This window comes from Streptomyces sp. NPDC046862 (genome assembly GCF_040704615.1).
Classification (GTDB): domain Bacteria; phylum Actinomycetota; class Actinomycetes; order Streptomycetales; family Streptomycetaceae; genus Streptomyces.
Genome location: NZ_JBEYXP010000007.1, coordinates 1 through 12,756, shown reverse-complemented (window position 1 = coordinate 12,756; position 12,756 = coordinate 1). Strand labels below are relative to the sequence as shown.

Sequence of the window (12,756 nt, the reverse complement as noted above, 5' to 3'; positions counted from 1 at the left end):
GCAACCCGCACAGGCCCACGGCGAGCACCGCCCCGCTAGGGGCGCGGGGAACTGCGCGACAAGCCACAACGAACCCGCACCCGCCCACGGCGAGTGCCGCCCGGCCAGGGGCGCGGGGAACTGCGCGACAAGCCACAACGAACCCGCACCCGCCCACGGCGAGACCCCACAACCGCGACCAGGCCCCCCAGCCCAACCGCCGGAGGCACCCGGCAACCCCGTAACCTGTCCTTCGTGGCAGAACCAGTGGTGCGCATCCCGGATGCGAAGGTCGCGCTGTCCACGGCCTCCGTGTATCCGGAGTCAACGGCAACGGCCTTCGAGATCGCCGCGCGCCTCGGGTACGACGGAGTCGAGGTCATGGTGTGGACCGACCCGGTCAGCCAGGACATCGAGGCCCTGCGCCGCCTCAGCGACTACCACCAGATCCCCATCCTGGCCGTCCACGCCCCCTGCCTGCTGATCACCCAGCGCGTGTGGTCCACCGACCCCTGGGTCAAGCTCCAGCGCGCCCAGGCCGCCGCCGAGAAGCTCGGCGCCGGCACGGTCGTCGTCCACCCGCCCTTCCGCTGGCAGCGCCAGTACGCCCGCGACTTCGTCACCGGGATCTGGCGGATGGCGAACGAGACGGACGTACGATTCGCCGTCGAGAACATGTACCCCTGGCGCTACCGCGACCGCGAGATGCTCGCCTACGCCCCCGACTGGGACGTGACGCGGGACGACTACCGTCACTTCACGATCGACCTCAGCCACGCCGCGACCGCCCGTACCGACGCCCTGCAGATGCTCGACCGCATGGGCGACCGCCTCGGCCACGTCCACCTCGCCGACGGAGCCGGCTCCAACAAGGACGAGCACCTCGTCCCCGGCCGCGGCACCCAGCCCTGCGCCGAGGTGCTGGAGCGCCTCGCGCTCACCGGCTTCGACGGCCACGTGGTCATCGAGGTCAACACCCGCCGCGCGATGTCCGCTGCCGAGCGCGAGGCCGACCTGGCGGAAGCCCTCGCCTTCACCCGCCTCCACCTCGCCTCGGCCGTGAAGGTGCCCCGGCGGTGAGCGCGGCCACTCCCCGCCGCAGGGGACGGCCCTCCCGTACGGACTCGGCCGATGCCCCGGCCGCCCGCGACCGCATCCTCGACGCCGCCCGGGAGGAGTTCTCCGAGCGCGGCTACGACAAGACGTCCGTGCGCGGCATCGCCAAGGCCGCCGGGGTGGACTCGGCGCTCGTCCACCACTACTTCGGCACCAAGGAGCAGGTCTTCGAGGCGGCCGTCGAGGTCGCGTTCTCGCCCGTCCTGGTCGTACGGGAGGCGGTCGTGGAAGGCCCCCTCGACGGCGTGGGCGAGCGCATGACCCGGGCCATCTTCGGCCTCTGGGAGAACCCGGCCACCCGCACACCGCTGCTCGCCATCGTCCGTTCGGCCGTGAACAACGAGGCCGCGGCCGCGGTCTTCCGCCGGCTGGTCTCCTCGCAACTGCTGTACCGCATCGCCCGCAAGCTCGACCTCCCCGACGCCGAACTGCGCGCCGAACTCGCCGCCGCGCAGCTCGTGGGGACCGCCATGCTGCGGTACGTCATCAAGGTCGAGCCGCTGGCCTCCGCCGACCCGGAGCAGATCATCGCGAGGGTGGCCCCGGTGGTCCAGGCGCACCTGACCCGACCCTAGAGAACTGTCGGCACCGTCCTCGCTCCGAGATACACATCCCGCATTCCGGACACCGCGTCCACCCCTTGGTTCACGGGCGTAGGCTCGACAACAGTCAGACTCTCGTCAGAAGTCTCTGATCGCAGTCTCAAAGGAGCGAGCGCGATGCCCGAGCTGAGGTCCCGCACAGTCACCCACGGCCGCAACATGGCCGGCGCCCGTGCCCTTATGCGGGCCTCCGGTGTACCGGGCGCGGACATCGGACGGAAGCCGATCATCGCCGTCGCCAACTCCTTCACCGAGTTCGTGCCGGGCCACACCCACCTCCAGCCGGTCGGCCGGATCGTCAGCGAGGCGATCGTCGAGGCGGGCGGCATCCCGCGCGAGTTCAACACCATCGCGGTCGACGACGGCATCGCGATGGGCCACGGCGGCATGCTGTACAGCCTCCCCTCCCGCGACCTGATCGCCGACAGCGTGGAGTACATGGTCGAGGCCCACTGCGCCGACGCCCTGATCTGCATCTCCAACTGCGACAAGATCACCCCGGGCATGCTGAACGCCGCCCTGCGGCTGAACATCCCCACGGTCTTCGTCTCCGGCGGCCCCATGGAGTCCGGCCGCGCCACGCTCGTCGACGGCACGGTCCGTACGCTCGACCTCGTCGACGCGATCTCCGACGCCGTGAACGACAAGATCTCGGACGAGGACATCCTCCGCATCGAGGAGAACGCCTGCCCGACCTGCGGTTCCTGTTCCGGCATGTTCACCGCCAACTCGATGAACTGCCTGACCGAGGCGATCGGCCTCTCCCTCCCCGGCAACGGCTCGGTCCTCGCCACGCACACCGCCCGCAAGGCGCTGTACGAGGACGCGGCCCGCACGGTGATGGACATCACCCGCCGCTACTACGAGCAGGACGACGAGACGGTCCTGCCCCGCTCCGTCGCCACCTTCGCGGCCTTCGAGAACGCCATGGCCCTCGACATCGCCATGGGCGGCTCCACCAACACGATCCTGCACCTGCTGGCCGCGGCCCAGGAGGCGGAGGTCCCCTTCGGTCTGAACGAGATCGACGCGGTCTCGCGCCGGGTGCCCTGCCTCGCGAAGGTCGCCCCGAACGTCGCCAAGACCCGCACGTACTACATGGAGGACGTGCACCGCGCCGGCGGCATCCCCGCCCTGCTCGGCGAGCTGCACCGCGCGGGCCTGCTCAACGAGGACGTGCACGCGGTGCACAGCCCCTCGCTGGCGGACTGGCTGAAGACCTGGGACGTGCGCGGCGGATCGCCCTCGGCCGAGGCGGTCGAGCTGTGGCACGCGGCCCCGGGCTGCGTCCGCTCCGCCGAGGCCTTCTCCCAGTCCGAGCGCTGGGAGGCCCTGGACGAGGACGCGGCGGAGGGCTGCATCCGCTCCGCCGAGCACGCGTACTCCAAGGACGGCGGCCTGGCCGTCCTCAAGGGCAACCTGGCCGTCGACGGCTGCGTGGTGAAGACGGCCGGCGTCGACGAGTCGATCTGGACGTTCGAGGGCCCGGCCGTGGTCTGCGAGTCGCAGGAGCAGGCCGTCGAGAAGATCCTGCTGAAGCAGATCAAGGAGGGCGACGTCGTCGTCATCCGCTACGAGGGCCCCAAGGGCGGCCCCGGCATGCAGGAGATGCTCTACCCGACCTCGTACCTGAAGGGCCGTGGCCTCGGCAAGGCGTGCGCCCTGATCACGGACGGCCGGTTCTCCGGCGGCACCTCGGGCCTGTCCATCGGCCACGCCTCCCCGGAGGCGGCGTCCGGCGGCACGATCGCGCTCGTCGAGGACGGCGACCGCATCCGCATCGACATCCCGAACCGCACGATCGAGCTCCTCGTGGACGACGCCGAACTGTCCCGCCGCGAGCAGGCCCTGAACGGCGCGTACGTCCCCAAGAACCGCGACCGGAAGGTCTCCGCCGCCCTCCGCGCCTACGCCGCGATGGCCACGAGCGCCGACAGGGGCGCGGTGCGGGACGTGAGCAAGCTGGGCTGAGGCCCCCTGTGACGTAGGTCCTGTGACGTAAAGCGGGGGCCGTTCCTCAGGGAGCGGCCCCCTTACGTCACCAGTCCGCTTACGTCACCAGTCCGCTTACGTCACCAGTCCTCCGGGTCGTCCCGGTCCACCGCGAACACGGTTCCGTCGGGCGCGCTCGTGCAGACCAGGCCGCCGACGACCACGGGCTCGGGCAGCGAGCCCGTCACCTGGTCGGAGTGCGTGCCGAGCCGCGGCGAGGTCTGCCCGAGGAGCTTGCCCGTGCCGGCGTCCACGGCGAGCAGCCGTCCGTCAGGTGCCGTGAAGTACACGCGCCCGCCGTCGGCCACGGGTGAGGACCCCCGGATCACGGACGTCTCCAGGTTCCACCGCTGCTTGCGCGCGTCCGTGTCGACGGCCACCAGTGAACCACCGGTGGCCAGCAGGAACACCTTGTCGCCGTGCACGGTGGCGGCGGTCTGCTGGAGCCGGACCGGCAGGGGCACCCGGCGCGACGCCTTCGTCGCCGGGTCGTAGCGGACCACGGCCTGGGTGTCCTCGAACACCTTGTCCACGGAGACGAAGAAGACGCGCCCGTCCCCGCCCCCGCCCCCGCGCCCGTCCCCGCTGCCGACCGGCTTCAGGAAGCCCTTCAGCCGCGCCTCCCACCGCACGTCACCCGTGACCGGATCCACCGCGGCGACCCGCGTGCTCGACCCGTCGTCGGCCGGGCTCGTCAGATAGGCCAGGCGGTCCCCGGCGAACGAGGTGAAGAACGCCTCGCCGTAGCCGGGTACCGAGTGCCGCCACTTCCTCTTGCCGGTCGCGCCGTCCAGACCGGTGACCGTGCCGTCGGCGGAGCTGAGCAGGACCATGCCGCCCGCGAAACTCAGGCTGTTGTACGCGGACCGGTCCTGTTTCCACCGGGTCCTGCCCGTGTCGGGGTCGAGCGCCTCCAGGTGCTGATCGGCACCCACCGACACGTGCACCAGCCCGCCCGACACGACGGGCGGCCCGCTCACGTCCACGTTCGCGAAGGCGCGCCGCCACACCACGCGGCCGTCGGCCGGGTCGAGAGCGGAGACCAGCCCCGACTGCGCGCACAGCAACCTGCCCGCCCCGTACGAGCACTGGGGCGTGCCCTCGGCCCCGGACCCGCCCTTCGCGGAAGCCGGCTTCGCGTCCCAGGGCTTCACACCGGCGGACGCGGACGCGGCCGGAGGGGCCTCCCCCTTCCCCCCGGCCTCACCGCCGCCCAGCAGCTGAACCGAGCCGAGCGCCGCCCCCACGGTGAGGACCACGGCCCCGGCGGCGAGGAGCGCCCGCCTCCGCAGACGCGGACTGGCGCCCATCTCGGGCACCTCGGCCGCCTCGCCCACCTCGGCCGCCTTGGGCCCCTCGGCCGGCTCGGGTGTCTCGTGCTTCTCCGGCTTCTCCGGCGCGTCAGGGCTGTTGGTCCCGGCCATACCGTTCGCCCGCCGGCCCATGCCGTCCGCCCGCTGGACCGCGGTGTCCGCAGGCTGGGCGGTGACGAACGACTGGGTGTCGTACAGGGCGGCCACGGACCGCAGTCCGCGCATCAACTCGTCCGGTGTGGGCCGGTCCTCGGGCTCCTTGGCGAGGCAGCGCAGCACGAGCGGCGCGAGGTTCTCCGGTACGCCGGTCAGGTCCGGCTCGTCGTGCACGACCTGGTACGCGACCACGTACGGGCTGTCCGAGTCGAACGGCCCGCGACCTGTCGACGCGTGCACCATCACCGAGCCCAGCGCGAAGATGTCGGCCGCGGGCCCGACCTCCCTCGGGCGGCGGAACTGCTCGGGCGCCATGAACGGCGGAGTACCGATCAACTTCCCGGTCTCGGTCCGCAGTTCGCTGTCCTTCGGCCGGGAGATGCCGAAGTCGATGACTTTGGGACCGTCCTCGGCGAGCAGGACGTTGCTGGGCTTCAGATCCCGGTGGACCACCCCGACGCGGTGGATGTCACGCAGCGCCTCCGCCAGCCCGGCCATGAGCCGCCGCAGTTGGGCCGGAGCCATCGGGCCGTTCCGCTTCACATGGTCCGCGAGTGTGGGCCCCGGGATGAAGAGGGTGGCCATCCAAGGGCGTTCGGCCTCCGGGTCGGCGTCGACGACGGGCGCGGTGAAGGCACCGCTCACCTTCCGCGCCGCGCCGATCTCCTGCCGGAACCGCCCCCGGAACTCGGGATCCTTGGCGAACTCGGCGTGCACCACCTTGACCGCGAGACGCAGCCCCGAGGTCGAGCTGGCCAGATGGACGACACCCATGCCGCCGGAGCCGAGGCGGGACTCCAGGCGGTACTGACCGGCGTACTCGGGAAGTTCCGCTTCCGCGCCCGTTCCGGTATTCGGCTGTGGCGCCATGGACTCACCCCCGTGCTGATCGTCCGCACGCGCGACGCACGGAGCCTAGTCGATGACTCGTACGGGACAGAGGCGGCTTGCTAGCCTCGGCGTGCGAACAGCGCACATGTGTGCGTGGCCTGATTTAGGGGAATCATCGGGACCCCATGGCAGTCATGGGGTCAAAACGGGGGAGGTTTTCATGTCTGTTGACCGTGTCCAGGAGACAGAGGACAGAGACGGCTCGGAGGCCGTCGCGACGGCGACGGCGTCGGTGACGCCATCGGTGACGGCTTCGGTGACGGCGGCCGTCCGCTACTACTCGGTCGCGCCGGGCGTCCGCCTCAACGTCCGCGGCGGCCCGGGTACCAGCTACAGCATCGTCCGCGTCCTGCCCGAGGGCGCCCGGGTTCCCATCTACTGCCAGCGCCCCGGCGAGACGATCAGCGGCCCGTACGGCACGACGAACCTGTGGGACAACATCGGCGACGGCGACTACGCCTCGGACGCGTACGTGTTCACCGGCAGCGACGGGTACGTGGCGTCGCGTTGCTCGTGAGGCGTATGAGGCATACGAGGCGTACGAGGCCTGAGGCCATCAGCCTCACTGGGTGATTTCCGGCCGTGCCCGCGCGACGAACGCGGGCACGGCCTCACGACGTTCACGACACGACGGCCGACCGAGCCACCCGGAACGTCACTGCTCGCTGTCGGCCGCGAAGCCGCTGTCGGCCGCGAAGCCGCTGTGGGCCCCGGAGCCCCTGTGGGCCTCGCCGGCACCGGAGCCATAATGGCCGCGTGAGCGACGAGCAGAGCGGCATATCGGCGGGCGCCATTTCCCCCGACACCACCGTGGCGACCCCCAAGGGCCCGCACCCCGAGCCCATCCGCTACTTCGGGACGACCTGGCTGAACCACGACGACGGCTACCGGGCCCGCCGCCTGGCGGTGTCCGCCGGCTCGCTCGCGGCGGCCGCGGTCGCCTGCGTGGTGCTCCGCATGGCCTACCAGGGCCTGCAGATCGCGGCCGTGGGCGGCCTGGTCAGCCTCCTGGTCGTGGTGATGTTCGCCGCGTGCAGCGCGCTGGCCTTCGGCCACACCTGGGGCTCGTTCACCAAGCGCCCCGACCCCGACCGCCAGGCCTCCCTGCGCGGCCTCATGACCATCGGCTTCCTCGGCTCCCTCGTCGCCTACTTCTTCCGCTCCCTCACCGAGGCCCCCGGCGAGAAGCTCCACCGCGAGGAGTACGAGACGGCCCGCGCCCAGTACGCCCGCCGCACATCCCGCCGCACGGGCAACCCGTCGCGCCGGCGCAGGGGTTAGAGGGACGGGGGACGAGACGAGGCCGATCAGGCCGGCGCAACATCCCACGGGCATCCCACGGGGACCCCATGGGGACTCACTGGGGACTCACTGGGAGTTCCGTTCCCTGGCCCAGGCCCCCCACCCCCGCCACCATGACCGTATGACCACGTCCGCGCGCTCCGACCACGCCCACTCCTTCAACGCCGCCGCGGCCCAGTACGCCGCGAACCGCCCCTCCTACCCACCCGCCCTCTTCGACGCGATCGAGGACATGGCGGCCCGCCCGCTCACCGGCTCCCGCACGATCGACGTGGGCGCCGGCACAGGCATCGCCACCACGCTCCTCCACCAACGCGGCGCCCACGTCCTCGCCGTGGAACCGGGCGACGGCATGACGACCCAGTTCCGCCGGACCCACCCGCACATCCCGATCGTCCGCGGATACGGCGACGCCCTCCCCCTGGCCACAGCCTCCGCCGACTTCATCACCTACGCCCAGGCCTGGCACTGGACGGACCCCGCCCGCTCCCTCCCGGAGGCGATGCGCGTCCTGCGCCCCGGCGGCGCACTGGCCCTCTGGTGGAACACCAGCGCCGCCGACGTCCCCTGGATCGAGGCCCAGAGCCTGCGCATCAACACCTACATCGGCGGCGACGTCACCACCGTGCGCGGCTCGGGCCGCCGCGCCCGCACCGCCGAGGTGTTCGCCGGCGCCCCGCACCAACCGGAGTGCACAGTCCGCACACTCCGCTGGAGCCGCACCGTCCCGATCGACATCCACCTCGCCAACATCGGCAGCCACTCGGTCTTCCTGGTCCTCGGGGACGAGCCCACCCACACGTTCCTCACGCAGGAGCGCACCCTCCTCCTGGACACGTTCCCCAGCGGCATGATCGAGGAGATCTACGACGTCGTGCTGATCGTCGTGCCGCGCCCCTGACCCTCGTTCCACGCGGCGCCCCTGACCCTCGTTCCACGCGGCGCCCCTGACCCTCGTTCCACGCGGCGCCCCGATCCTCGATCCACGTGACGCCCTGACCTCGCGCCATGCGGCGGACCATCCGTCCCCACCCGCCCCCCGCCGCCGCCCACGAGACCGCCCCCCTCCCTCGCTTGACGCCTCCATCCGGACAGGAGCACTATTCATCACATGATGAATTATGCGCCAGGGCCGCCGGAGCAGCCGGGATCACCAGCTCAGCCAGATCCGCCACACTCACCGCACTCATCACACCCGCCGGCTGTCCGGGCCCAGGACCTCACCGTCACCCGCGGCTCCCGTACGGTCCTCCGCTCCCTGGACTTCACCGTCCCACCCGGCAGGATCACCGGCCTTCTGGGCCCGTCCGGGTGCGGCAAGTCCACCCTGATGCGGGCGATCGTCGGCACCCAGGCCAAGGTCAGGGGCACCCTTGAGGTCCTCGGCCTCACCGCCGGCGCCGCCCTCCTCCGCTCCCGCATCGGCTACGTCACCCAGGCCCCCTCCGTCTACGACGACCTCACGGTCCGCCAGAACCTCGCCTACTTCGCCGCGATCCTCGACCCCGGCCGCGAAGCCGCCGAGCGCCGCCGGGCGAACGTCACCCGCGCCATCGCCGACGTCGACCTCACCTCCCACGCCGACGCCCTCGCGGGCAACCTCTCCGGAGGCCAACGCAGCCGCGTCTCCCTGGCCGTCGCCCTCCTGGGCACCCCCGAACTCCTCGTCCTCGACGAACCCACCGTCGGCCTGGACCCGGTGCTCCGCCGAGACCTCTGGACCCTCTTCCACACCATCGCCGCCGACCGCGGAGCGACCCTCCTCATCTCCTCCCACGTCATGGACGAGGCCGAGCGCTGCCACCGGCTCCTCCTGATGCGCGAGGGCCGGATCCTCGCCGAGGACACTCCCGACGCCCTGCGCACCCGTACCGGCGCCGAGACCGTCGAAGCCGCGTTCCTGCACCTGGTCGACGAGGCCGTCGCGGCAAGCGCCCCGGAAGTGGCAAACGCCCCGGAGAAGGAGAGGGCCCGATGACCACCTCGACGAACGCGCCGAAACCCCAGACCGCGATCAACTACTCCCGCACGACGGCGACGGCGACCCGGGTCCTGCGCCAACTCACCCACGACCCCCGCACCATCGCCCTGATGATCCTCATCCCGTGCGTGATGCTCTTCCTGCTGCGCTACGTGTTCGACGGCAGCCCGCGCACCTTCGACAACATCGGAGCGTCACTCCTCGGGATCTTCCCCCTGATCACGATGTTCCTGGTCACGTCCATCGCCACCCTGCGCGAACGCACCTCCGGCACCCTGGAACGCCTCCTCGCCATGCCCCTCGGCAAGGCCGACCTCATCGCGGGCTACGCCCTGGCCTTCGGAGCCCTGGCGATCATCCAGTCGGCCCTGGCCACGGGCCTGGCCGTCTGGTTCCTGGACCTGGACGTCACCGGCTCCCCCTGGCTCCTCCTCGTCGTCGCCCTCCTGGACGCCCTCCTCGGCACCGCCCTGGGCCTCTTCGTCTCGGCCTTCGCCGCCTCCGAGTTCCAGGCCGTCCAGTTCATGCCGGCCGTGATCTTCCCCCAGCTCCTCCTCTGCGGCCTCTTCACCCCCCGCGACAACATGCACCCCGCCCTGGAGGCCATCTCCGACGTCCTCCCGATGTCGTACGCGGTCGACGGCATGAACGAGGTCCTCAACCACCCCGACATGACCACCACCTTCCTCCGCGACACCCTGATCGTGGCAGCCTGCGCCTTCCTGGTCCTGACCCTCGGAGCAGCCACCCTGAAACGCCGAACTCTTTAGGGGCGCGGGGAACCGCGCGACCAGCCACCCTCGACCCGCAACCAGCCCACCCACCGGACACCTCCCCCCACCCCCCACCCCCAGTGCGAGGATGACTCCAGGACGACGCACCCCCCCGGAGGGCACCCGCACCATGACCCAGAAAGTCGCAGTCCTCGGCACCGGAAAGATCGGCGAGGCCCTGCTCAGCGGCATGATCCGAGCCGGCTGGGCCCCCGCGGACCTCCTGGTCACCGCCCGCCGCGCCGAACGAGCCGAAGAACTCCGCACCCGCTACGGAGTCACCCCGGTCACCAACCCCGAGGCCGCCAAGAGCGCCGACACCCTCATCCTCACGGTCAAACCCCAGGACATGACCACCCTCCTCGACGACCTCGCCCCGCACGTCCCCGCCGACCGCCTGGTCATCAGCGGAGCCGCCGGCATCACCACGGCCTCCATCGAGGAGCGCCTCGCCACCGGCACCCCGGTCGTCCGCGTCATGACGAACACCCCCGCCCTCGTCGACGAGGCCATGTCCGTGATCTCCGCCGGCACCCACGCCAGCCAGGCCGACCTCGCCCACACCGAGGAGATCTTCGGCGCCGTCGGCAAGACACTCCGCGTCCCCGAGGCCCAGCAGGACGCCTGCACCGCCCTCTCCGGCTCCGGCCCGGCGTACTTCTTCTTCCTGGTCGAAGCCATGACCGACGCCGGCATCCTGCTCGGCCTGCCCCGCGACAAGGCCCACGACCTGATCGTCCAGTCCGCCATCGGCGCCGCGACGATGCTCCGCGACAGCGGCGAACACCCCGTCAAGCTCCGCGAGAACGTCACGTCCCCCGCCGGCACCACGATCAACGCCATCCGCGAACTGGAGAACCACGGCGTACGAGCCGCCCTCATCGCCGCGCTCGAAGCCGCCCGCGACCGCAGCCGCGAGCTGGCCGCCGGCAACAACAGCTAGGACCCGGGTGGAGCCGACATGGAACCGGCTCCACCCCCGCTACTCACCCCACCTACTCGGACGGCAGCAACCCGATCGCCCGATACGCCGCGTCCACCCTCGGCCGCGCCATCTCCCGGGCTCTCTGTGCGCCCGTCCGCAACACGCCCTCCACGTACGAGGGATCGGCGCACAACTCCTTGTGCCTCTCCTGCACGGGCCTGAGGACCTCGACCACGGCGTCCGCGGTGTCCCTCTTCAACGCGCCGTACGACTCGTACTGACCACCGAGCTCCTCAGGCGTCCCGCCCTGACAGGCCGCGAGGATCTCCAGCAGATTCGCGACCCCCGGACGCCCCTCCCGGTCGTACACGACCTCCTGCCCGCTGTCGGTCACGGCCCGCATGACCTTCTTCCGCACGACATCCGGCTCATCGAGCAGATAGACGATCCCCGGCCCGACGTCCTCGCTCTTCCCCATCTTCGCCGTCGGTTCCTGCAGGTTCATGACCCGCGCCGCGACCTTCGGATGCGTCGCCCGTGGCACCACGAACGTGTGCCCATACCGCTGGTTGAACCGCACCGCCAGATCCCGCGCCAACTCCACGTGCTGCGCCTGGTCGTCGCCCACCGGAACCTCATCGGTCCCGTACGCGAGGATGTCGGCCGCCATCAGCACGGGGTACGTCAGCAGGGACAGCCGCACACTCCCGCCCCGGACCCGCTCCCGCGCCGCCTTCTCCTTGTACTGGATCATCCGCCGCATCTCCCCGTCGGTGGCGACGCACTCCAGCACGTACGACAGCCGGGCGTGTTCGTCCACATGACTCTGCACGAACACGGTGCACACCTCGGGATCGAGCCCCGACGCCAGCAACAACGTCGCGGCCTGCCGACTGAGCCTGCGCACCCGGGCCGGATCGTGGTCCACGGTCAGCGCGTGCAGATCGACGATGCAGAACAGGGCGTCCCCCTGGTGCTGGTCGACCGCGGCCCACCGCCGCATGGCCCCCAGGTAGTTCCCCAGCGTCAGATGCCCGGTCGGCTTGACCCCACTGAAGACCCGCGTCATCTCCCTCTCCATCTCTCCGGTCAGGACCGCCGCTGCCCGCGGCCGGCTCCTCCAGGAGGGAGAAACAAGAACGGCCGCCGAAGCGGCGGCCGTTGAGCGCATACGTGAGTCCGGCCGCCGTCAGGCGGCCCACCACAGCTGGGTGCACGTACGCGAAGTCATGCCCCCAGACTACGCCTCCGGAGTGCTCCCCGGAGGGAAGTTGACACGCCCCGACCCGGTCCGTAGTGTTCTCCGGGTTGTCCGACGTGAGCGCCGACTCCGGTCAGTCCCCGGACAGCCCTTCCGCAGGTACCAACCGACAAGCGACGTTCCGTCGTCATGTCATTGGCATGCGTATTTACGGAATGAGGAATCCGCGTTCGAAAGAGCGCAGCCCCCGATTAGGTCGGGAGCAAGGAATCCGCTAAAGTCTCACTCGTCGGAACGGCCCAACAGCCGCGAAGACACCCCCCTCCGACGGGGAATCGGGACCGAAAGGATCTGATAAAGTCGGAACCGCCGGAAAGGGAAGCGCGAGAGCGACAACCTGGAAAGCACCGAAGAAATCGGATCGGAAAAAGATCTGATAGAGTCGGAAACACCGAAGGGAAGCGCCCGGAGGAAAGCCACGAGAGAGTCTCTCGGGTGAGTACAAAGGAAGCGTCCGTTCCTTGA

11 protein-coding genes are annotated in these 12,756 nt (G+C 70.7%); 9 read left to right on the top strand and 2 right to left on the bottom strand.

Annotation, left to right across the window (positions count from 1 at the left end; genetic code table 11):
• The first annotated feature begins 234 nt into the window (after window positions 1-234).
• The 3 genes from AB0959_RS09460 to ilvD all read left to right on the top strand — a co-directional run bounded on the left by AB0959_RS09460 (window position 235) and on the right by ilvD (window position 3,668).
• Window positions 235-1,059, top strand: coding sequence for a sugar phosphate isomerase/epimerase (locus tag AB0959_RS09460; protein ID WP_366825740.1), 825 nt, complete (start codon window positions 235-237; stop codon window positions 1,057-1,059).
• Window positions 1,056-1,670: a TetR family transcriptional regulator gene (locus AB0959_RS09455; RefSeq protein ID WP_366825739.1), complete on the top strand. Its 615-nt coding sequence runs from the start codon at window positions 1,056-1,058 to the stop codon at window positions 1,668-1,670. Before AB0959_RS09460 ends, AB0959_RS09455 begins: the two co-directional genes overlap by 4 nt.
• Window positions 1,671-1,814: 144 nt before the next feature.
• On the top strand, window positions 1,815-3,668 hold the full coding sequence (gene ilvD, locus AB0959_RS09450; RefSeq protein ID WP_366825738.1) for a dihydroxy-acid dehydratase: 1,854 nt from the start codon (window positions 1,815-1,817) through the stop codon (window positions 3,666-3,668).
• A 101-nt stretch (window positions 3,669-3,769) separates the two neighbouring features.
• Here ilvD and AB0959_RS09445 read toward each other — a convergent pair whose 3' ends face one another.
• A complete protein-coding gene (locus AB0959_RS09445; protein ID WP_366825737.1) occupies window positions 3,770-6,028 on the bottom strand; it encodes a serine/threonine-protein kinase in 2,259 nt (752 codons plus the stop codon).
• A 181-nt stretch (window positions 6,029-6,209) separates the two neighbouring features.
• Here AB0959_RS09445 and AB0959_RS09440 point away from each other — a divergent pair, with 181 nt between their 5' ends.
• The 6 genes from AB0959_RS09440 to proC all read left to right on the top strand — a co-directional run bounded on the left by AB0959_RS09440 (window position 6,210) and on the right by proC (window position 11,048).
• Window positions 6,210-6,566 (top strand): SH3 domain-containing protein, encoded by a 357-nt coding sequence (locus tag AB0959_RS09440; protein WP_366825736.1) that lies wholly within the window; start codon window positions 6,210-6,212, stop codon window positions 6,564-6,566.
• Between the two features lie 260 nt (window positions 6,567-6,826).
• Entirely contained in the window at window positions 6,827-7,330 is a 504-nt protein-coding gene (locus AB0959_RS09435) for an EamA/RhaT family transporter (protein WP_366825968.1), read from the top strand.
• Between the two features lie 142 nt (window positions 7,331-7,472).
• On the top strand, window positions 7,473-8,252 hold the full coding sequence (locus AB0959_RS09430; protein ID WP_366825735.1) for a class I SAM-dependent methyltransferase: 780 nt from the start codon (window positions 7,473-7,475) through the stop codon (window positions 8,250-8,252).
• Between the two features lie 210 nt (window positions 8,253-8,462).
• The gene (locus AB0959_RS09425; protein ID WP_366825734.1) at window positions 8,463-9,329 is read left to right on the top strand and encodes an ABC transporter ATP-binding protein; all 867 of its coding nucleotides are present in this window, start codon (window positions 8,463-8,465) and stop codon (window positions 9,327-9,329) included.
• Window positions 9,326-10,102, top strand: coding sequence for an ABC transporter permease (locus AB0959_RS09420; RefSeq protein WP_366825733.1), 777 nt, complete (start codon window positions 9,326-9,328; stop codon window positions 10,100-10,102). Before AB0959_RS09425 ends, AB0959_RS09420 begins: the two co-directional genes overlap by 4 nt.
• Before the next feature lie 133 nt (window positions 10,103-10,235).
• Complete coding sequence (gene proC, locus AB0959_RS09415) at window positions 10,236-11,048, top strand: pyrroline-5-carboxylate reductase (protein ID WP_366825732.1); 813 nt, start codon at window positions 10,236-10,238, stop codon at window positions 11,046-11,048.
• A gap of 52 nt (window positions 11,049-11,100) precedes the next feature.
• On the opposite strand, the gene trpS is transcribed toward proC, so the two are convergent.
• Window positions 11,101-12,099 carry a tryptophan--tRNA ligase gene (trpS, locus tag AB0959_RS09410; RefSeq protein ID WP_366825731.1) on the bottom strand — a complete coding sequence of 333 codons (999 nt, stop codon included), beginning with the start codon at window positions 12,097-12,099 and terminating at the stop codon, window positions 11,101-11,103.
• Window positions 12,100-12,756 lie beyond the last annotated feature (657 nt).